The organism is Streptomyces sp. URMC 123 (genome assembly GCF_051386515.1).
Classification (GTDB): domain Bacteria; phylum Actinomycetota; class Actinomycetes; order Streptomycetales; family Streptomycetaceae; genus Streptomyces.
In genome coordinates, this window is record NZ_JBPQTV010000099.1 from 1 (window position 1) to 20,039 (window position 20,039).

At 73.4% G+C, this 20,039-nt stretch carries 21 protein-coding genes; 9 read left to right on the top strand and 12 right to left on the bottom strand.

The features are described 5' to 3' along the window. Nucleotides 1-39 precede the first annotated feature (39 nt). Nucleotides 40-747 (bottom strand): lysophospholipid acyltransferase family protein, encoded by a 708-nt coding sequence (locus ACSNOD_RS14290; protein WP_436767283.1) that lies wholly within the window; start codon nt 745-747, stop codon nt 40-42. Nucleotides 748-1,210: 463 nt separating this feature from the next. Between ACSNOD_RS14290 and ACSNOD_RS14295 the strand changes: the two genes are divergently transcribed. Further along, complete coding sequence (locus ACSNOD_RS14295) at nt 1,211-1,375, top strand: hypothetical protein (protein ID WP_436767284.1); 165 nt, start codon at nt 1,211-1,213, stop codon at nt 1,373-1,375. Between the two features lie 81 nt (nt 1,376-1,456). Here ACSNOD_RS14295 and ACSNOD_RS14300 read toward each other — a convergent pair whose 3' ends face one another. The 5 genes from ACSNOD_RS14300 to ACSNOD_RS14320 all read right to left on the bottom strand — a co-directional run bounded on the left by ACSNOD_RS14300 (nt 1,457) and on the right by ACSNOD_RS14320 (nt 5,831). Then, nucleotides 1,457-1,615: a hypothetical protein gene (locus ACSNOD_RS14300; RefSeq protein ID WP_436767285.1), complete on the bottom strand. Its 159-nt coding sequence runs from the start codon at nt 1,613-1,615 to the stop codon at nt 1,457-1,459. A gap of 86 nt (nt 1,616-1,701) precedes the next feature. Further along, on the bottom strand, nt 1,702-2,661 hold the full coding sequence (locus tag ACSNOD_RS14305) for a cytochrome c oxidase assembly protein (protein ID WP_436767286.1): 960 nt from the start codon (nt 2,659-2,661) through the stop codon (nt 1,702-1,704). A 106-nt stretch (nt 2,662-2,767) separates the two neighbouring features. Further along, on the bottom strand, nt 2,768-3,793 hold the full coding sequence (locus ACSNOD_RS14310; RefSeq protein WP_436767287.1) for a 6-phosphofructokinase: 1,026 nt from the start codon (nt 3,791-3,793) through the stop codon (nt 2,768-2,770). A gap of 5 nt (nt 3,794-3,798) precedes the next feature. After that, entirely contained in the window at nt 3,799-4,527 is a 729-nt protein-coding gene (locus ACSNOD_RS14315) for a type 1 glutamine amidotransferase (protein WP_436767288.1), read from the bottom strand. A 65-nt stretch (nt 4,528-4,592) separates the two neighbouring features. Next, nucleotides 4,593-5,831 (bottom strand): MurT ligase domain-containing protein, encoded by a 1,239-nt coding sequence (locus ACSNOD_RS14320; protein WP_436767289.1) that lies wholly within the window; start codon nt 5,829-5,831, stop codon nt 4,593-4,595. Nucleotides 5,832-6,032: 201 nt separating this feature from the next. Between ACSNOD_RS14320 and def the strand changes: the two genes are divergently transcribed. Next, a complete protein-coding gene (gene def / locus ACSNOD_RS14325) occupies nt 6,033-6,572 on the top strand; it encodes a peptide deformylase (protein WP_436767290.1) in 540 nt (179 codons plus the stop codon). A gap of 102 nt (nt 6,573-6,674) precedes the next feature. On the opposite strand, the gene ACSNOD_RS14330 is transcribed toward def, so the two are convergent. Further along, entirely contained in the window at nt 6,675-7,325 is a 651-nt protein-coding gene (locus tag ACSNOD_RS14330; RefSeq protein WP_436767291.1) for a TetR family transcriptional regulator, read from the bottom strand. 157 nt (nt 7,326-7,482) lie between these two features. Here ACSNOD_RS14330 and ACSNOD_RS14335 point away from each other — a divergent pair, with 157 nt between their 5' ends. Further along, a complete protein-coding gene (locus ACSNOD_RS14335) occupies nt 7,483-8,709 on the top strand; it encodes an acyl-CoA dehydrogenase family protein (protein ID WP_436767292.1) in 1,227 nt (408 codons plus the stop codon). Nucleotides 8,710-8,780: 71 nt separating this feature from the next. Then, nucleotides 8,781-9,230: a cell wall hydrolase gene (locus tag ACSNOD_RS14340; protein WP_436767293.1), complete on the top strand. Its 450-nt coding sequence runs from the start codon at nt 8,781-8,783 to the stop codon at nt 9,228-9,230. A gap of 34 nt (nt 9,231-9,264) precedes the next feature. Here the strand turns inward: ACSNOD_RS14340 and ACSNOD_RS14345 are convergent, their stop codons facing one another. Further along, a complete protein-coding gene (locus ACSNOD_RS14345) occupies nt 9,265-12,711 on the bottom strand; it encodes a bifunctional cytochrome P450/NADPH--P450 reductase (RefSeq protein WP_436767294.1) in 3,447 nt (1,148 codons plus the stop codon). Between the two features lie 170 nt (nt 12,712-12,881). Between ACSNOD_RS14345 and ACSNOD_RS14350 the strand changes: the two genes are divergently transcribed. After that, on the top strand, nt 12,882-13,646 hold the full coding sequence (locus ACSNOD_RS14350; protein WP_436767295.1) for a helix-turn-helix transcriptional regulator: 765 nt from the start codon (nt 12,882-12,884) through the stop codon (nt 13,644-13,646). Here ACSNOD_RS14350 and ACSNOD_RS14355 read toward each other — a convergent pair. Both ACSNOD_RS14355 and ACSNOD_RS14360 read right to left on the bottom strand, forming a co-directional pair. After that, nucleotides 13,624-14,406 carry an SDR family NAD(P)-dependent oxidoreductase gene (locus ACSNOD_RS14355; protein WP_436767296.1) on the bottom strand — a complete coding sequence of 261 codons (783 nt, stop codon included), beginning with the start codon at nt 14,404-14,406 and terminating at the stop codon, nt 13,624-13,626. The genes ACSNOD_RS14350 and ACSNOD_RS14355 overlap by 23 nt on opposite strands. Further along, nucleotides 14,403-15,002, bottom strand: coding sequence for a cupin domain-containing protein (locus tag ACSNOD_RS14360; protein ID WP_436767297.1), 600 nt, complete (start codon nt 15,000-15,002; stop codon nt 14,403-14,405). Before ACSNOD_RS14360 ends, ACSNOD_RS14355 begins: the two co-directional genes overlap by 4 nt. A gap of 232 nt (nt 15,003-15,234) precedes the next feature. On the opposite strand from ACSNOD_RS14360, the gene ACSNOD_RS14365 reads away from it, so the two are divergent. After that, the gene (locus ACSNOD_RS14365) at nt 15,235-16,005 is read left to right on the top strand and encodes a polysaccharide deacetylase family protein (RefSeq protein ID WP_436767298.1); all 771 of its coding nucleotides are present in this window, start codon (nt 15,235-15,237) and stop codon (nt 16,003-16,005) included. Nucleotides 16,006-16,057: 52 nt separating this feature from the next. Here the strand turns inward: ACSNOD_RS14365 and ACSNOD_RS14370 are convergent, their stop codons facing one another. Together ACSNOD_RS14370 and ACSNOD_RS14375 are read right to left on the bottom strand one after the other, a co-directional pair. After that, nucleotides 16,058-16,576 (bottom strand): NUDIX domain-containing protein, encoded by a 519-nt coding sequence (locus tag ACSNOD_RS14370; protein WP_436767299.1) that lies wholly within the window; start codon nt 16,574-16,576, stop codon nt 16,058-16,060. Next, a complete protein-coding gene (locus ACSNOD_RS14375) occupies nt 16,573-17,754 on the bottom strand; it encodes a helix-turn-helix domain-containing protein (RefSeq protein ID WP_436767300.1) in 1,182 nt (393 codons plus the stop codon). Before ACSNOD_RS14375 ends, ACSNOD_RS14370 begins: the two co-directional genes overlap by 4 nt. A 310-nt stretch (nt 17,755-18,064) precedes the next feature. Here ACSNOD_RS14375 and tgmA point away from each other — a divergent pair, with 310 nt between their 5' ends. The 3 genes from tgmA to ACSNOD_RS14390 form a co-directional block, all read left to right on the top strand. Further along, nucleotides 18,065-18,331, top strand: a complete 267-nt coding sequence (gene tgmA, locus ACSNOD_RS14380; protein WP_436767301.1) for a putative ATP-grasp-modified RiPP — start codon at nt 18,065-18,067, stop codon at nt 18,329-18,331. After that, nucleotides 18,331-19,299 (top strand): ATP-grasp ribosomal peptide maturase, encoded by a 969-nt coding sequence (gene tgmB / locus ACSNOD_RS14385; RefSeq protein WP_436767302.1) that lies wholly within the window; start codon nt 18,331-18,333, stop codon nt 19,297-19,299. The genes tgmA and tgmB overlap by 1 nt, the downstream gene beginning before the upstream one ends. Beyond that, nucleotides 19,296-20,039: methyltransferase domain-containing protein (locus ACSNOD_RS14390; RefSeq protein WP_436767303.1), on the top strand; the 744-nt coding region annotated here is incomplete at its 3' end. The genes tgmB and ACSNOD_RS14390, both read left to right, overlap by 4 nt.

Genomic DNA, 20,039 nt, shown 5'->3' on the forward strand with positions numbered 1-20,039 from the left:
TGTGTATAAGAGACAGGCCGTCCCCTCCTCTCGGGCGGGTCAGCCCAGCAGCCGCGGCCGGTGCCGCGCCTTCGCCAGCTCCGCCCTGACGTCCGTGGCATAGCGGTCGACGTACTCCTGGCCGGAGAGCTTGAGGATGGCGTACATGATCTCGTCGGTGGCCGCCCGCAGCACGGCGCGCTCGTCGGCCATCCCGGCGTAGCGGGAGAAGTCCATCGGCTCGCCGAAGCGAATGGTCACCCGGCCCACCCGGGGCAGCCGCCGGCCGGGCGGCTGCACCTCGAAGGTCCCCACCATGGCGCAGGGCACCACCGGCACCCGCCCCTTGATGGCCATGGTCGCGACGCCCACCCGGCCCTTGTAGAGGCGGCCGTCGTGCGAGCGGGTGCCCTCCGGATAGATGCCCAGCAGCTCGCCGGCGCGCAGCACGCCCAGCCCCTCGCGGATGGCCGACTGCCCGGCCCTGCCGCCGGAGCGGTCCACCGGGATCTGGCCCGCGCTGTGGAAGAACGCGGCCGTCAGCCGCCCCTTGAGCCCGGGGCCCGTGAAGTACTCGGCCTTGGCCAGGAAGGTGATCCTGCGGCTGAGGATCACCGGCAGCAGGAAGTGGTCGGAGAACGACAGATGATTGCCCGCGATGATCGCGGGGCCCTCCAGGGGGACGTGCTCCAGCCCCTCGATCCGTGGCCTGAACATCAGGCGCAGCAACGGCCCCAGGATCACGTACTTGAGCAGGTAGTAGAACATGAGGCCGCTCCTCGCTCTGGTCGCTTGAGGCGAATGCGCTCCCGCGGGCGTGCCGGGGGAGCGCTACGGCAATGCGGTGGCGATGCGTTACGGCAGTGCGGTACGGCGGTATGGCTGTGCGGCTGTGCGACGGTATGGCCGCGCGGCGGTACGGCGGTGCGTTACGGCTGGTCACACGGTGTGAGGGGCGTCAGTCTAGGGGTAGCCCCGGGCGCGCGGAACCACCACTCGTCGGACATGTCGTGACTGGTTCCCGACGCTTTTGACGTACCGTCAGTAACCCGTCGTGCGCGCGGCCCGGCGTCGCGCGGCCGCTCCGACAGGTGGTCCCTTTCCGGGCAATTGTCCATTTCGAACCCCCGGGCGGCGCCGTCCCCTGTTGGACGGACACGGCACGTGACCCCAGGGGGTTCAGGGAAGCCTGCTTCCGGCAGCACAACCCCCGACGAAGGGATCACTGCTCATGCGCCTGCGATTCACCGCCGTCGTCCTGGCCGTCCTGGCGGCCTCCGTCCTGACCGTCACACCGGCGTCGGCCCTCGGCCTGACCCAGCTGACGAGCGGCATCACCGGGCCGCTGCTGAAGAGCGACAACGGGCAGGGGCTCGGCACCGCGCTGAGGCTCTGACCCGTGGGCCGGCCGCTCCCGACGACGGACCGGCCGGCCCCCGAACGACGGCGACCCGTGGCTCCCGGGACCGGACCGGTCCTAGGAGCCACGGGTCGCCAGCACCCCCAGGGTCGCCATCACCAGCACGACCCAGGCGAACCACAGCCAGCCGTTGCTGCCCAGCGCCACCGTGTACGCGGTCACCAGCACCAGTCCGCCGACCGTGAACAGCGCCATCGTCTTCGCGGATGCGGGCATCGAAGCAGCCTCCTCCCGGCGGCCCGGGAACCGGGAACCCGGACCGCGGCCAGGGGACCATCGTCACCCGGAGGGCGCCTCCACCGCTACTGGCCGCGGGCCTCGCGCGCCTGGAGCGAGGCCAGATAGGCGTTGTACGCGGCGAGCTCGCGGTCCCCGTCGCGGGCCGCGGCCCGGTCCGAGCGGCGCGCCTGGCGCTGCTCGGAGCGGTACCACTGGTACACCAGCGCCACCAGCACCACCACCGACGGGATCTCGCTGAACGCCCACGCGATGCCGCCCGCCCACTGCTGGTCGTCCAGCGCCTCGATGCCCAGCGAGGCCGGCGGGCTGGTGTAGGTGCCGATCATCGGCTCGGAGGCCATCATCAGGGCGATGCCGAAGAACGCGTGGAAGGGCATCCCCGCGAACAGCTCCAGCATCCGCATCACATAGCCGGGCCGGTGCGGGCCCGGGTCCACGCCCATGATCGGCCAGAAGAAGACCAGGCCCACCGCCAGGAAGTGCAGCATCATCGCGATGTGCCCGACCTTGCTCCCCATGAGGAAGTCGAAGATCGGCGTGAAGTAGAGCGCGTAGAGGCTCGCGATGAAGAGCGGGATCGTGAACGCGGGGTGCGAGATCACCCGGACGTAGCGGCTGTGCAGAAAGGCCACGAGCAGCTCGCGCGGCCCCTTGCGGCCCCGCCCGGCGGCCGGCAGCGCCCGCAGCATGAGCGTCACGGGCGCGCCGAGCAGCAGCAGGATGGGGGAGAGCATGCTGATGATCATGTGCTGCACCATGTGCACGCTGAACATGACCATGCCGTACTCGTTGAGCGCGGTGCACATCACCAGGGCGATGGACAGCACGCCCAGGGCGAAGGCGACCACGCGGCCCACCGGCCACTCGTCGCCGCGCCGCCGCAGCCGCACCACGCCCCAGCCGTACAGGCCCAGCGCCAGCAGCGAGCCGACGAGAAAGAACGGCTCACCGGTGAACTCCAGCCCCCGTTCCAGCGTGAACGGCGGCAGATCCATCGTCATGCCGTGCCCGCCGTGATCCATCCGCTCGCTCCTGATTCGCGCCGATTGCGTCCCGCACAAGACTAGAGCCGCCCCCCGCCGGACTCCCGGCGGGGGGCGGCTCCACCGGTCGCGCCGGCGCGCCGGGTCAGAGCACGCACTCCGCCTCGGTGTAGCGCTCCGCCGGCACCGTCTTCAGGCTGCTCACGGCCTCCGCCAGGGACACCAGGGTGATGTCCGTGCCGCGCAGCGCCGTCATCATCCCGAAGTCCCCGCGGTGCGCCGCCTCCACCGCGTGCCAGCCGAAGCGGGTGGCCAGCACCCTGTCGTACGCGGTCGGGGTGCCGCCGCGCTGCACATGGCCGAGGATCACCGGGCGGGCCTCCTTGCCGAGCCGCCGCTCCAACTCGTCGGAGAGCTGGCGGGCCACCCCGGCGAACCGCTCGTGGCCGTAGACGTCGGTGCCGCCGGCGTCGAAGGCCATCGAGCCCTCGCGCGGCTTGGCCCCCTCGGCGACGACCACGATGGCGAACTTCTTGCCCGCCTCGAACCGGCGCCCGACCACCTCCGTCAGCTCCTCGACGTCGAACGGGCGCTCCGGCACCACGATCGCGTGGGCGCCGGCCGCCATGCCCGAGTGCAGCGCGATCCAGCCGGTGTGCCGGCCCATGACCTCGACGATCAGCACCCGCTGGTGCGACTCGGCGGTGGTCTTGAGCCGGTCCAGGGCCTCCGTGGCCACGCCCACCGCCGTGTCGAACCCGAAGGTCACATCGGTCGCGGCGATGTCGTTGTCGATGGTCTTGGGCACCCCGACGACGGGCAGCCCGGCGTCCGAGAGCAGCCGGGCGGCCTTGAGGGTGCCCTCGCCGCCGATCGGGATGACCGCGTCCAGCCCCAGCTCGCGCACATGGCCGCGGGCGCGCTCGACACCGTCGCGCAGATGGGCCGGCTGGACCCGGGAGGAGCCGAGGATGGTGCCGCCGCGGGCGAGGATGCCGCCCACCGCGTCCAGGTCGAGCTTGCGGTGGTCGCCCTCCAGCAGGCCCCGCCACCCGTCGTGGAAGCCGATGACCTCGTCACCGTGGTCGGCCACGGCGCGGTGGACGACCGAGCGGATGACGGCGTTCAGCCCGGGGCAGTCGCCGCCGGACGTGAGCACACCGATGCGCATGCGCGTTACGCGGGCTGGGTCGCGGCGGCGATGCGCTCCTCGCGCAGCGCCTCGTACCAGCGGTCGTCGGTCGGCGGCAGGGCGTTGACGTCCAGCGCCAGCTTGAGGAGCAGGTCCGCGATCAGCGGGTTGCGGGCCAGCACCGGGCCGTGCATGTAGGTGCCGAAGACGGTGTCGTTGTACGCGCCCTCGTAGCCGTCGCCGGTGCCGTTGCCGTTGCCCACCCGCACCCGGGCGAACGGGCGGGCCGTCGGGCCGAGGTGGGTGACGCCCTGGTGGTTCTCGAAGCCGGTCAGCGGCGGCAGCCCGAGCCGCTCGTCGATGTCGGCCAGCACGTCGCCGACGCAGCGCGCGCCCTCGCCGCGGGTGCTGACCACGTCCAGCAGCCCCAGGCCCTGCTCGCGCTCGCCCAGGTCGTTGATGAACTCATGGCCCAGGATCTGGTAGCCGGCGCAGACCGAGAACACGATCGCGCCGTTGGCCACGGCGCGGTTCAGCCCGCCGTCGCGGCGCAGCCGCTCGGCCGCCAGCCGCTGCGGCCGGTCCTCGCCGCCGCCGATCAGATAGATGTCCCCGGAGGTGGGGATCTGCTGGTCGGAGCGGACGTCCAGACGCGCCACGTCCAGGCCGCGCTGTCGCGCCCGCCGCTCCACCACCAGGGCGTTGCCCTGGTCGCCATAGGTGCTCAGCAGGTCCGGGTAGACCCACACCAGGCGCAGGCTGTTGTCGCTCATGCTCGCAATCCTTTACGTGCCGTACGGCGCGCCCGTGAGCCACGGGTGCCGTTACGCGGGTCCGGTCAGTTGCCTACGCGGCGGCGCAGGTCCTGGAACGCGGTGTAGTTGGCGATCGTCTCGATCCGCCCGGGCGGGGCCATGCCCACCGCCTCGTCCACGCTCTCGCAGACCCGGAAGTCCAGCCCGGCGACCTCCAGCCGCACGGCCAGGTCCAGCTTGCGGTCGCCGATGACGAAGATCGGGTGTCCGGCGAGCCGGGTGTAGTCGACGTCCCACAGCCAGGAGGTGTCGGTGCCGTCGGCGCCCCGCGCGTTCACCGAGAGGATCACCGGGGTCGGCGGCGGGTCGATCAGGGAGAAGGTCTCCAGCCAGCCGGCCGGGTTCTTCGCCAGCAGCAGCCGCAGCTCGCGGCCGAGGAAGTCGACCACGTCGTAGCGGCCGGCCACGGCCTGCACCTGGTACATCCGCTCCAGCGCGACCTGCGGCGGCACGCCGAAGACCGCGGCGACGGCGGCGGAGGTGGTGGCGTTCGCCTTGTTCGCCCGGCCCGGGAGCTGGAGCCGGATCGGCCAGGCCGAGCCGTGCGGGTCCAGGACGTAGTCGCCGTTGAGGGCCCAGCTGGGGGCGGGCCGGCGGAAGCCGCAGTCGCCGCAGCCCCAGTCGTCGCCGGGGCGCTGGAGCACCCCGCCGCAGGACGGGCAGGACCAGGCGTCGTCCTTCCACTCCTGGCCGGCCGCGACCCACACCACGTTCGGCGAGGAGGAGGCGGCCCAGACGATCAGCGGATCGTCGCAGTTCGCGATCACGGTCGCCTTGGTGCCGGCCAGGCCCTCGCGCCACTTCTCGGCGAGCATCCGGGTCTCGGCCGCGCGGTCGAGCTGGTCGCGGGAGAGGTTGAGCAGCGCGATGGCCTTGGGCGTGACGTCGCGCGCCACCCCGGCCAGGTACTTCTCGTCGACCTCGATCACGCCGTAGCGGGCGTCCGAGCCCCCGGCGAGCGCGGAGGTGATGCCCGCGGGCATGTTCGCGCCGAGCGCGTTGGAGACCACCGGGCCCGCGGCCCGGAGCGCCTCGGCGATCAGCCGGGTGGTGGTGGTCTTGCCGTTGGTCGCGGACACGAGGATCACATCCAGGTGCGCCGCGAGCCGGCCCAGCAGGTCGGGGTCGAGCTTGAGCGCCACCCGACCGCCGATCACCGATCCGCTGCCCCGGCCAGCCGCCCGCGACACCGCCGCCGCGGCCTTGCCCGCCGTCACGGCCAGCTTCGCCCGCGGCGACAGCGGCTCCGTGTTGCCTGCCATCGTCTTCGTTCCTCCTTGCATCCGGCTTGCGTCCGGCGCCGCGCCCGCCCCCCGGATCGGCCGGTGAGAACGCCCCCCTCCGCGCCGAATCGCCAGCGGGGAGGCTTCGGTCGGGTTCAGCCTATCGAGATCCGCGGGTGCCCCACGAACCGCGCCACCCTCCCGACCTGCCGAGCAGGCCAGGAATCGTACCCTTGTGGCGTGAGACACCGTTCGATTCCCGGCAGTTCCGGACGCACCCGGCCGATGCGGCTGCTGGGCGATCCGGTGCTGCGCGAACCCTGCGCCGAGGTGACGGCGTACGACGCGGAGCTGGCCGCCCTCGTCGAGGACATGTTCGCCACCATGTACGCGGCCCGCGGCGTCGGCCTCGCCGCGAACCAGATCGGTGTCCCGCTGCGGGTGTTCGTCTTCGACTGCCCCGACGACGAGGACCGGCGCCACCTCGGCCATGTGGTCAACCCGCGGCTGGTGGCCGCGGACGGGGTGAGCGTGACCGGGCCGGAGGGCTGTCTGTCCGTGCCCGGCGTCGAGGCGGGCACGGCCCGGTACGACCGGGCGGTCGTCGAGGGGCGCACCCTCGGCGGCGAGCCCGTCACCATCGAGGGCACGGGCTTCTTCGGCCGCTGCCTCCAGCACGAGATGGACCACCTCGACGGCGGCCTGTATCTCGACCGGCTGACCGGCGCGCGGGCCTGGCGGGCCCGGCGGGCGGTGCGGAAGGCGCCCTGGAACGGGTGACGGCCGGGCGCGGACAGGAGCCCGGCCGAGGGTGAGCAGTCGCGGCCGGTGACGGCCGGGCGCGGGTGAGGGCCCGGGGCGGGTGGGAGCCCCGCGCCGCTCTCAGAAGCCGGGGCCGCCCACGCGGTCGCCCGCCGCGGCGAGCCGCCCCCACAGCAGATCCGCCAGCGCCCGTACCAACTGCGCCCGGGAGCAGGGCCGTTCGCGCAGCCACCAGTCGCCCGCCGCGTGCATCATCCCGACGATGCCGTGCCCCCAGGCACGCGCCGGCTCCTCGCCGCCGGGGCCCAGGTCGACCCGCTCGGCGATCACCTTGGCCAGCTCCTCGCCGAGCCGCCGCAGCAGGGGAGCGGAGTGCCGGCCCACGTCGAAGCCGCCCTCCGCGCCCGTCGCGTCGCCGTCCTCCGCCGGGTGCATCAGAAAGCGGTAGACCTGGGGCCGGGCCTCGATCGCCGCAAGGTAGGTGTCGAGCGTCGCCTCCACCCGGTCCCGGCGGTCGGCCGGGGCGTCCAGCGCGGCGCGCAGCCCTTCGAGGAGGGCGTCGGTGTGCCGGACGGCCAGCGCCCGGTAGAGGCCGCCCTTGTCCCCGAAGTGGCGGTAGAGGATGGGCTTGGTGATGCCCGCCTCGGCGGCGATGGCGTTCATCGACGCCCCGGGCCCGTCCCGCAGCACCACCCGGTCGGCGGCCTCCAGCAGTTCCCTGCGCCGGCGCTCCGCCGCGCGCTGCTGATCGTCCCGCTGACTGGTCTCCATGAAACCCGCCCTCCCCGCCCTCTGCTCTTGTCGTGGTGCCAGCGCAACGTAACACCCGGACGGGCGGCGGGGCGCGGATGGGCGGCCCGGGGTTGACAGGTTTTACTCGTCGGTAACACACTCCCGTTACCGTAGGTAATAGCCAGGTGGAGGGGACATGGCCGAGTTCACCCTGGAGTTGAACGCCGACCAGCGGGCGGTGCGCGACTGGATTCACGGCTTCGCCGCGGAGGTGATGCGCCCGGCGGCGGCCGAGTGGGACGAGCGCGAGGAGACGCCCTGGCCGGTGATCCAGGAAGCGGCGAAGATCGGTCTGTACTCCCTCGACTTCTACGCCCAGCAGTTCTTCGACCCCACCGGCCTGGGCGTGCCGATGACGATGGAGGAGCTCTTCTGGGGGGACGCCGGGATCGGCCTGTCCATCGTCGGGACCGGGCTCGCGGCCGTGGGCGTGCTCACCAATGGCACCGACGAGCAGATCGGCACCTGGATTCCCCAGATGTACGGCGACGTCGACGATGTGAAGCTGGCCGCCTTCTGCTCCTCCGAGCCGGACGCGGGGTCCGACGTGTCCGCGATGCGCACCCGGGCCCGCTACGACGAGGCCAAGGACGAATGGGTGCTCAACGGCACGAAGACATGGGCGACCAACGGCGGCATCGCCCATGTGCACGTGGTGGTGGCCGTGGTCGAGCCGGGGCTCGGCGCCCGCGGCCACGCCTCCTTCGTCATTCCGCCCGGCACCCCCGGCCTCTCCCAGGGGCAGAAGTTCAGAAAGCACGGCATTCGCGCCTCCCACACCGCCGAGGTCGTCCTGGAGGACGTCCGGGTGCCCGGCCACTGCCTGCTCGGGGGCAAGGAGAAGCTCGACGAGCGGCTCGCCCGCGCCCGGGAGAAGGCCGCGGGCGGCGGCGAGCGGGTCGGCAACGCGGCGATGGCCACGTTCGAGGCGTCCCGGCCCGCGGTCGGCGCCCAGGCCGTCGGCATCGCCCGCGCCGCGTACGAGGTCGCCCTCGACTACGCCACGACCCGGGTGCAGTTCGGCCGGCCGATCATCGACAACCAGGGGGTCGCCTTCCAGCTCGCCGACATGCGCACCCGGATCGACGCGGCCCGGCTGCTGGTGTGGCGGGCGTCCTGGATGGCGGCCACGCGCCGGCCGTTCACCTCCGCCGAGGGCTCGATGTCCAAGCTCTTCGCCGGGGAGACGGCGAAGGCGGTCACCGCCCAGGCCATGCAGATCCTGGGCGGCAACGGCTTCACCCGCGAGTACCCGGTGGAGCGGATGCACCGCGACGCGGCCGTGTACACGGTCTTCGAGGGCACGAGCGAGATCCAGCGGCTGGTGATCGCCAGGGCGGTCTCCGGGGTCCCCATCCGCTGAGCCGAGCTTCTCGAAAGAGCCGAGCTTCTCGAAAGGGCTGAGCCTTTCGAAGCTTTAACAGGGGGGACACCGTGGACGCCGAGGCGTCGTGGGCCGCGCTTCCGCCGCCTCTGCGGGAGACCGCGTACGTCGGGGCCCGCCACCCGGAGGCCGGGCCGCCGGGGGTGGCCGGCGGGGCCAACTGCCAGCGCTACGCCTACGCCGTCCTGGCCTGGGCCGGGCTCGCCGTGCCGCCCCTGCGGTCCGCCGAACTCTGGGCGGACACCGAGGCCACCGCCCGGGTGGCCGGACCGCCCGCCCCCTGGGACCTGCTGCTCTTCGACGCCGGCCCGGTGCCCGGCCGGCCCGAGGGGTACGGCGCCCATGTGGGCGTCCACCTCGGGCCGGACCGGGTGCTGCACCTGTGCGCGGAGGTGGGGCGGCCCGCCCTCTGGTCGTACCGGGACTTCGCCGCGCGCCCCCGCTACGCCCGGCTGCTGGGTGCCAAGCGGGCGGGGGCGGCTCGACCGGGGCCGGGGTGAACCGGCGGTCGGGGGCCAGCCGGGGGCAGGGGGATCAGCCGCCGGCGTACACGTCTTCCAGATAGCGGCCCTCCGCCATCAGCGCCGACAGCCAGCGGTCGGCCGCCTCGGCGCCGCCTCCGGCGAAGCGGGTGTACAGCCCCCTGAAGGCGGCGCGGACCCCGGGGGCCATCCGGCGGCCGTCGCCGCACACGTACACCCTCGCCCCCGCCTCCAGCAGCCGCCACACCTCCGCGCCCTCGGCCTGGACGCGGTCCTGGACGTAGATCCGGCCGTCCACCGGGACCTTGGAGAACGCCGGGCGCAGGGACACCGCGCCCGCTTCCTCGGCCTGCTCCAGCTCCGCGCGGTGCAGATAGTCGACGTCGGGGTGGTCGCAGCCGATGTAGCAGAGCGCGGGGGCGAGGGCGCCGCCGCCCAGGAGCCGCGCCCGCCGGTCGGCGATCGCGCCGCGGAACGGCGCCATCCCGGTCCCCGCGCCGATCATGATCACGGGGGTGGCGGCGGCCGGGTCGATCCGGAACGCCTCCCGGCACGGGGACACCCGGGCGAGCACCGTGTCCCCCGGGGCCACCCGGTGCAGATACGAGGAGCCGACCCCGCGGAACCTGCCGGAGCCGGAGCGCGCCGGGGCGTCCAGCAGCGACACCATCAGGTCCACCCGGCCCGGCAGGACGGCCGGGGAGGAGGAGATGGAGTAGTGGCGGGGGCGGATCGGCGGCAGCAGTTCCAGCAGCACCGGCCAGGGGAGCGCGCCGCGCAGCGCCGGGTGGGCCGCCACCAGGTCGAGCAGGGACCCGGCCGCCACGGCGGCACCGGGAGCGGCGTCGGTGGTGGCGCCGGCCATGGCGTCGGCGTCGGTGCCCACGGCGGCGGCGAGGCGCGCGGCCAGCCGCTCCAGCGCGGCCCGCTCCGGCGGACACGGGTTGTGCTCGGCGAGCAGGGCGACCTGCGCGGCGGTCGGCGCGTCCTGGAGCTCGACGTACCGGGTGAGCAGCTCCCGCACGGTGACCGGCCGGTCCAGCGGCAGGGTCGCGCGCCCGGGCCGGTGGGCCCGGATGCTCAGCCGCGCCTCCGGGTCGACGCCGAGGACGTCGGCGGCGCGGTCCACCAGCGCGGGGTCGTTGGCCGGCAGCACGGACAGGTGGTCCGCCGTGCGATAGGTCAGGGAGTCGGGCAGGGCGAGTCGTACGAACCGCTTGGACCGGCCGAGCGGATGGCCGAGGTCGGCCAGGTCGGCCGTCTCCAGCACGGTCATCGGCACCAGGCCGTGCCGTTCGGCCAGGGCGTCCAGGGGCGCGCCCGTCACCTCCACCACGTCGTACACCCGCGTCGGCGCGCCCGAGGCCCCAGCGCCCGAGGCCCCAGCGCCCGTGGCCCCCGCGCCGTCGGCGGCGCCCGCGCTGTCCGGGTCGCCGTAGTGCTCCAGCAGGGCGCGGCGCAGCTCGGCGGTGAAGCGCTCGACGGTGCCGGCCAGATCACCGGAGGCGTCGGCCGCGGCCCGCTCCAGGAGCCGGGTCGCGCCCAGGGCGGCGAGGGCCTCGTCCAGGAGCGTGGGCACCCGCTGGTAGGTGGCCGCCCAGTTGCGGTCGCCCACGCCGAGCACGGCGTAGCGCACGCCGTCGGCCTCCGCTGCCCGCCCGGCCGCGGCCGGCTCGCGGTCCGTTCCGGCCCCCTGAGCCGTCGCCTCGCCCAGCCAGGCGACGAACCCGGCCGCGTCGTCCGTCGGCCGGCCGTTGTAGGAGGCGGCGACGATCACCACCGGCGCGTCCGTGGGCAGCTTGCCCGCGTGGTCGTCCAGCGGACCGACCGTGACCTCGAAGCCGAGGCCCGCGGCCATGTCGGCCAGTTCCTCCGCGTATCCGCGGCAGGTGCCGAAGTTCGAGCCGTACAGCAGGGTCAGGCCCTGGCCCGGGGCCACCCGCGTCGGCAGCCCCTCCGGGTCGCCCGCGGGCCCCTGCCCGCCGGTCCGCCCGCCGGCCCCGTGCGCCGAGGCGGCGCCACGCCCGGCCAGGGCGGCCCGGCCCCGCGCCCGGTCGGCCGCCGTCCGCCGGGCCAGCGTCATGGTGAGCCCCTCCGGCTTGAGGGTGAGCGTCTCCTTCACCCGCAGCCGGTAGTCCGCGTGGTCCAGGAACCGGTAGCGGTGCACCAGCATGCCGAGCAGCATCGTCGCCTCGTGCAGCGCGAACTGGCGGCCGATGCAGGCGCGCTCGCCCGTGCCGAACGGCTTGTACGCGTTCGGCGAGCGGGCCGCCTCCGCCTCGGGCGCGAACCGGTCGGGGTCGAACGCCTCGACGTTGTCGCCCCAGACGGGGTCTCGGTGCAGCAGCGGGGTGAGCACGACCAGGCGCTGCCCGGCCTTGACGGGGTGCCGGCCGCCGATGACCGTGTCGGTGAGCGCCTGGCGTTCGAACGCGGCGGCCGTCGGCCACAGCCGCAGCGCCTCGTTGAGCACCTGGCGCACATAGCGCAGCCGGCCGACGTCCTCGTAACTCGGCTCCGGGTCCTCCTCGTCGCCCCACAGCGCGTCCACCTCGGCCTGGGCCAGACGGAGCACCACCGGGTTCTTCATCAGGTGGTGGAGCGCGAACGACAGCGCCCCGGAGGTGGTTTCGTGCCCGGCGATCAGGAAGGTGATCACCTGGTTGCGGATGTTGGCCTCGTCCAGCACCTCGCCGGTGGCCGGGTGCGGGGCGTCCAGCATCAGCCCGAGCAGGTCCCGGGGTGCCTCCGCCCCGGCCGCCCGGGGCTCGTTCTTCCGCCGCTCGATCACCTCGTCGACGACCCGGGCGAGGAAGGCGGCGTCCGCGGCGAACGCCTCGTCCTCGGCGCGGTGGTCCGCGCCCGGCACCCGGCCGAGCCGCGCCTGGCTGTGGGCGAGCGCCCGCACCAGCGCCTGGACGAAGGGGTGCGGCTCGTCCCGGCGGAAGGAGCCGAAGTCGAAGCCGAAGCCGCACAGCCCGATGGTGTCCAGGGTCATCTTGGTCATGTCGTCCGCGACGTCCACGGGCGTGGCCACCCCGTCCGCCCCCGGCAGCCGGGCGTCCCAGGACGCGATGAGGCGCCGGGCCACCCGCAGCATCGTCGGGTGGTACGTCCGCATGGAGCCCAGCGCGAAGGCGGGCAGCAGGATGTCGTGCGCCTTCGCCCAGTTGGGCTCGTCGTTGTACGCCGTGAACAGGCCGTCCGCGGTGAGGTCGCGGACGTTCTCCAGCGCCGGCCCCACGCCCTTGGCGAAGCGCGTTTCGTCGGACAGCTCCTCCACCAGCTCCAGCGAGCCCACCAGGACCGTCTCCCGGTCGTGGAAGCGGCGCGCGTAGAACGGGCCGTGGCGGCGGGCGAGGGCGATCGCCTGCTGTACGGGGGTGTCGGTCAGTCCGGTCGCCGAGACATCGACGACGGGCAGGACCAGATCCGGGTACGCGCGCAGGCCCCGGACCTCTACGGGCTGTTCGGGGTGCGCGTCGCTCGAAACGCTCATGGTCAGTCAGTACCTCTCGCGTACGGGTGGTGGTCCCACCGTCGCGCGGGCCGGGAGCTGACGCGCCGACAGCACTACATAATCGTGTAGGGGCGTTTTCGGACTCGTCCGTGGCGCCGATCGCGCCCCTGCGGTAGGAGCGGATACGGCGGGGAGAGGGGCACGGGCCGATGGACACGCCGAGGGAGGCCCTGGTCTGGCGGGCCCGGTTCCTCACCCTGTTCGACCGGTCGCCCCTGCCGACGGCGATCAGCCGGGTGGACGGCACGGTGACCGGGGCCAACCCCGCCTTCGCCGCGCTGTGGGACACCCGGCCGGGGCGCGTCCAGGGCAGGGCGCTGCTGGACCTGTTCACGCCCACCGACGCCGAGCAGTTGCGCAAGCTGGACCGCGCGCTGCGCTCGGGGCGCCGGTCCCGCTATCCGGTGCGGGTGACCTGGTGCGTACGGGGCACCCGGCGGGCCGGCGAGGTCACCGTGGAGCCGGTCTCCGACCCCCTGGAGGACGAGCCTCCGCTGCTGGTGACCCTGACGGAGCGCACCGGGGACGGCGATGGGCCGGCGAATGGCACGGACGGAAGTCCCAGGGCGGCGGGGGGAGCGGGCCGGGAGGCGCTCGCCCCCCGGGGGCGCCCCGGGGAGGCGACCGAGGAGGACGCCCGCCGGCTGGGGTTGAGCCCGCAGGAGGCCCGCATCCTGCCGCTGATCGCCGCCGGGGCCACGACCGCCGGCGTGGGCCGCACGGTGGGCATCGGCACCGACGGCGTCAACTACCACCTGGGGCGCCTGTGCCGGCGGCTCGGCGTGCCCAACCGCACGGCGCTGGTGGCGAAGGCGTACGCGCTCGGGCTGCTGGAGGCGGGGGTGTGGCCGCCGGTGCTGGCGGCGCCGGGCGGGGTGGCGGAACAGGCCGTCACCACGTGGGACGGGCCATGACCCCGCCGTCCACCACGAGGTCGTGGCCGCTGATCCACTCGGCCATGGGCGAGGCGAGGAAGACACAGGCGCGGCCGACGTCCGCCGGTGTGCCCAGGCGGCCCAGGGGGGCCGCGCCGCGATAGCGTGCCACGCCCTCCGGCCAGTCCTCCTCCAGGCCGGGCCGGTGGATCAGGCCCGGCGAGACGGTGTTGACGCGGATGCCGTGCGGCCCGTACTCCAGGGCGGCGGCCCGCGCGTGCATGATCAGGGCGGCCTTGGAGGCGGCGTAGTGGGCGTGGCCGGGGGCCGGTGCCGAGCCCTCGATGGAGGCGATATGGGTGATCGTGCCGCCCGTGCCGGCCCGGCACATGGCCCGCGCCGCCGCCCGGGTGCAGAGGAAGGCGCTGGTGAGATTGGTGTCCACGACCGCGCGCCAGTCGGCCGCCGACATCGCCGCCAGCGCCTGGACGGGCTGCGTCCCGGCGTTGTTGACCAGGGCGTCGACCCGGCCGAAGCGGTCCAGGGCGGCGGTGATCAGCTCGTCGCCACCGGACTCCTCGGTGAGGTCCGCGGCGACGGCGTGGGCGGCGCCGCCGCGCCGGGTGATCGCGGCGGCCAGGTCCCGGGCGCGGTCCGCGCTGCCGCGGTGGTGGACGACCACCCGGCAGCCGGCCTCGGCGAACTGCTCCGCGATGCCGTGGCCGAGGGTGCCGCTCGCGCCGGTGACCACGGCCACCAGGCCGGTGAGGTCCGGCAGCAGCGGGCCGCGGGCGCTCATCGCCCGTCTCCCGCGGGGCGGGTGTTCTGGGCCGGATGGCGTGTCGGGGTGCCCGGGCGGCAGAGCGCGTGGATCAACGCGGCGTGCTCGGGGTGGCGTTCGCCGAGCGGGCCGGGGTCGGCGCCGGTGTAGTCGTCCGGGGTGAAGCCGGGGGCCATGGTGCAGCCCAGCAGGGCGTGGCTGCCGCCGGGGAGCACCTCGGCGCCCATCCAGGTGCCGCCGGGCACGGTGTACTGCACGTGCTGGCCGGCGAGCAGATCGTGGCCGAGGACGACGGTGCGCGGGGCGTCGGCGGGTGTGTGGGTGGGCGGGGGCGCGGCGGCGCGGCAGGCCGGGGTGTCGCCGGGCAGCAGCAGAAGTCGTACGGGGTCGCCGAGGTAGAAGTGCCAGACCTCGTCGCGCGGCAGCCGGTGCAGCGCCGAGAAGTGCCCGTGCTCGCGGGAGAGCAGCAGCAGGATCGCCGAGCCGGCGGGGTGGCCGTCGGGGCGTTCGGGGCCCGCCCAGGTGCGGCGGTGGAGCCCGCCTTCGAGGGGCAGGGGTTCCAGGGCGAGCAGCCGGGCGAGCTCGGTCGCGGAGGGCAGGGGCGAGTCCGGCACGGTGGGCCTCCCGAACGACGTGAGCGCGGACGGCTGTGCGAGCGGTGATCGATGCCGCGCTTGCATCGTCGCACGGACGGCCTCCCGGGCGGGCGTCTTCGCCCGGATGGCGGCGATCGCCGCAGGTCACAGGGGGCGAGAAGCGGTCGGCCATCCCCATATACATCGGGTGTATACACCACATATATAGTCGGTTGCGGCACTCGCGCACCCAATGAAGGAGAGCTTGCCCATGCTGAGGAAGAAGTCGGCGGTCCGGCCGAAGGCGGCCGCCGCCCTGGTGGCGGCGGTGTCCCTGGCGCTGACGCTGAGCGGCTGCGGCATGGAGACCACGTCGCCGGGCATGGCCAGGGACCAGGCGGGCTCCGGGACCAAGGGCGCGTTCGGGTCCGTGGACTGCCGCGAGGCCAAGTGCATCGCGCTGACCTTCGACGCGGGGCCGGGGGAGGATACGCCCCGGCTGCTGGACATCCTCAAGGAGAAGAAGGTGCCCGCCACCTTCTTCCTGCTGGGCGAGAACCACGTCGTGGAGCACCCGGAGGTCGTCCGGCGCATCGCCGACGAGGGCCACGAGGTGGCCAACCACACCTGGTCGCACGAGCGCCTCGACCAGTCGGAGCCGGACGAGATACGCGCGGAGCTGGCCCGCACGCAGGACGCGATAGAGAAGATCACCGGCCGCAAGCCCACCCTGATGAGGCCCCCGCAGGGCCGCACCAACGACAAGGTCTCCGACGTCACCCGGGAGCTGGGGCTCGCCCAGATCCTCTGGAGCGCCACCGCCAAGGACTACTCCACCACGGACTCCGAGCTCATCAAGCAGCGCATCCTGGACGCGGCCGGCCGCGACGGCATCATCCTGCTGCACGACATCTACAAGGGGACCGTCCCCGCGGTCCCCGGGATCATCGACGAGCTCAAGAACCGCGGCTACACCTTCGTCACGGTGCCCCAGCTGCTGGCCCCGGGCGTGCCCAAGCCCGGCACGGTCTACCGCCCCTGACCCCCGCGGCCGCGGGACGGCTCCTGACCCCCGCAGCCGCGGGTATCGCCGGTCACAGCACGGGCACGCCGTCCCGCAGGTACAGCGGCCGTCCCGCCTTCACCGCGCGCACAGCCTCCTCGAACCGTCGCCGGATACGGTCGCCGAGCCGGGCGCGGGCCTGGTCCAGGGTGACGAATGCGATCTCGGACAGCTCGTTGTCCCGCGGCCGTAGCCGGTCGGCCTGGCCCTGGTCGAGGGTGCCGCCGTCGAAAATGAACGCGAGTTGATCGTCCCAAGGGCCGTGCGGAGCCACCCAGTCCACGACCAGCAGCCCGCGCAACTCGACCTCGAGGCCGAGTTCTTCGACGAGTTCCCGGGCCACTGCGTCTTCCGGAGGCTCGTTCGCCTCCGCCATTCCACCGGGCAAGTCCCAATGGGGCTTGTAGGTGGGGTTCACCAGGAGCACACGCCCAGCCGGGTCCCGCAGCACAACGTCAGCCGCCACCCGTTTGCGGGCCTGCTTGGCGTTGCCCTCCGCGAGGTAGGCGTTCCATGCGTCGGGGTCGGCGGGGGTGGGTGCGGGCCTCATGCGGGGGTCCCTCCCGATGACGGCGGGATCAGATCGGCGAGCAACAGCAATCTCGCCCTGAGCGCGTCGTCGAACCGCAGCAGGTACTCCCGGGCCGGCGCGTAGCCCGTGTGCGGCGCCAGCAGCCGGCGCACTTCGTCGAGTTGCCGCACGACGCGGACAGAGCCCAGTGTGGGGCTGGTACCCAACAGGTCGTGACCCGTGCTCACCGCGGCGTCCAGATCACCACGGCGTACGTGGATGTCCACCAGCGTGATCCGGGACAAAGCGAGCGACCGCGCCCGCGGTGCCTCCCGTAGCGCGACGGCCTGTTCGGCATGTGTCAGCGCCTGGTCGTACTGCTCCAGATCACGCAGGATCAGCGCCGCCTCGCTGGCCAGCGCGGCGGCGTCGAAGGGGCTCAGCCACGGGTGATCGCCGCCCGCGCCCCGCCCTTCGAGATCGAGCCGTGCCGCTTCCAGCGCCTGGCAGGCCGGGGTGTGCTGCGCCGCGACGGCCAGGGCCCGCGCCTGCATCGTGTGCAGCCGAGCCGTCAGCGCCGGAATCCGCGGTACCTGCGCCGCGAGACCGAGCCCGGTCCGGGCCCAGCCGACGGCCCCCGCGGTGTCCCCGGTCTGGAGCGCGAGATGACTGCTACTCGCGGCGACGTGTGCGGCCAATGGGAGGTCACCGGACGTGCGGGCCAGCGGAAGCGCGTGGGCGAAGTGCCGGGCGGCACGGTCGTCGTGGCCGGAGTCGTGGGCCATCCACCCGGCCATCTCGGTCAGCGCCGCCGCGGCGGCGAACACCTGCGGCCGGCTGTCGGTGCCGACGAGCCGGGGCGCCACGTGGTCCGACAAGTGCCGCACCACAGCACCGTAGAGACGCCCGCCCCCGGTCTGCCGGTCCGCGTTACGGAAGTGGTCCATGGCCGCGACATCGTCACTGTCCGGCGGCGAACGGTCCGCGCGCTGGTGCTCCGCCTCCGCCGTCGGCGGCTCCCACGATCGGCGGGCCAGCCCCAGCAGATGGCCGGGGAGGCGAAAGGCATCCACGATCTGCTCGAACAATGCCAGCTTCTCCACCCGGCTCTTGCCGTTCATGTAGTCATAGAGTCGACCTTGCGTGATGCCGACGGCCGCCGCGATACGCCGCGTACTCACACCCCGGGCGTTGAGCATCCGGAACACCGCGCCCATGTCCCGCTCGGCGCACGCACGCATCAGCCGCTCATCGCCCAGCAGTCCGGCGACGACCTCACACGGGTCCGGTGATAGGCGGTCCATCTGCGACTCCCCCGGGGTAGTGCGACCGATGCTAAGGCCATCGCCCCGCGTCGACTCCGCCTTGGAGTCACCTTCCGGAGTCCCTTCGCCTCCCTCCCGTCGCGTTGACTGATTGCCAGCCGCAGGCGGAGCTGCACGGGAGCCCCCTCGGCGGCACACCGCTCGCCCCGCCCGCCTCCACGGCGGGTGCCACCGTCGGATCGCCTGAAGGACGAGGAGACTCATGAAGCAGCCCTTGACGTCGCTGGATCAAGCCGCGCCCTGGGGGCTCGGACGCATGCGCCCGTACCCCGCCGCGGCCCTTTTCGCCGCCGCCCACCCGGTGCTCGACCCGCGCACACAGGTCCCCGTCTGGGTTGCCCCCGACGGCACTCCCGTGCCGGTGGAGGCCAAGCACAAGAGGTCCCAGACCTCGCAGGAGACGACGGCGAGGACCAGCCTCGACGGCACGCCGGACCAGGGCAGCGACCAACAGGGAGACACGGACTGATGGCCGCGGGTGGGCCGCCCGTCCTCGTCGTCACACGCCTGGACGACGCGACCGCCGACGAGGTGATCACCGAACTCAACCGGCGCCGCGTGCCAGTGGTCCGCCTGGACCCCGGCGATTTCCCCCGTGGGGTCACCGTGTCCGCCACCTTCGACAGCGTCGGGCCCGGAGGCCGCCTCGCCACCCCGTCCCGAGAGCTCGACCTGGGGAACATCCGATCGGTTTACTGGCGGCGGCCCACCCCCTACGCCGCGGAACTCGCCCTGAACGGGCAAGCTGCCCGCTGGGCGGTCGAAGAGGCCCGCTACGGGCTCGGCGGCATCCTCGCCGCTCTCCCCGGGGCCCACTACATCAACCACCCCTGGCGCAACCGTGACGCCGAGTACAAGCCCACGCAGCTCACGACGGCCGCACGCTGCGGCTTCACCGTGCCCCCGACCCTGATCACCAATGACCCCGACCGGGCCCGTGCCTTCATCGCCGAACACGGCCCTGTTATCTACAAACCGCTCAGGGAAACCGACTGCGCCGACGACACCGGCCGGGCCTTGACGGTGTGGATCGAGGACGTCACGCCCGAGCAGGTCGACACCCGTATCCGGCACACCGCCCATCTCTTCCAGCAGCGCGTCAGCAAGTCCGCCGACATCCGCCTCACCGCCGTGGGCGACCGCCTCACCGCCGTCCGCATCAACGGCTCGCCGGGGATCGACTGGCGCCGCCACTACGACTCGCTCACTTACACCCGCATCCCCGTCCCCCCGGAGATCGACGTCAGCGTACGCGCCTACCTCGACGCCTTCGGCCTCATTTTCGGGGCCTTCGACTTCGGACTCGGCACGGACGGCCGTTGGCACTGGTACGAGTGCAACCCCAACGGCCAATGGGCATGGTTCCCCGAACACATCACCACCCCCGTCACCAACGCACTCGCCGACCGCCTCCAGCATCCCGAAGGGACCCGATGACCGACCCCGCGGACCTGCGCCGCCGACTCGCCGACAGCATCCATGTGGACGACCCCGCGTTGTGCGCAGCTATCGCAACCGTGCCCCGTGAACTCTTCCTCGGCGAAGCCCTGTTCCGCCTCACCGGCACCGAATGGGAACCCGTCCACCGCGGCCAGACCGACCCCGGCGAGTGGCTGCGCCTCGTCTACCAGGACACCACCTGGGTCACCCAGATCGACGGCGTCAACGCAGCCGACGCCTCCGGTCGCGTCACCGGCCGCCCCACCTCGTCAAGCACGCTGCCATCCCTGATTGTGCGCATGCTCGACCTCGCGGGCATCCGCGGCGGTGACAAGGTGCTGGAGATCGGCACCGGTACCGGCTACTCGACCGCTGTCCTGTGCAGCCGCTTCGGAGACGAACACGTCTACTCCGTCGAGTACGACCGGGGCTTGGCCGCCGCAGCGGCCGACCACATCCACGCCGCCGGGCACCACCCCACCCTTGTCATCGGAGACGGCCTCGCCGGATACAAGGACGGCGCCGAATACGACGCGATCATTGCCACCTGCGCCGTCCGCCACATCCCCCCGGCCTGGCTCCACCAGGTACGCGCCGGCGGCACCATCACCACCACCCTCAGCGGGTGGATGCTGGCATCCGGCCTGATCCGCCTCACCGTCCACGACGACGGCACCGCGACCGGTCGCTTCGCCGGCGACCGGATCGGCTACATGCTCGCCCGCCCCCACGAACGC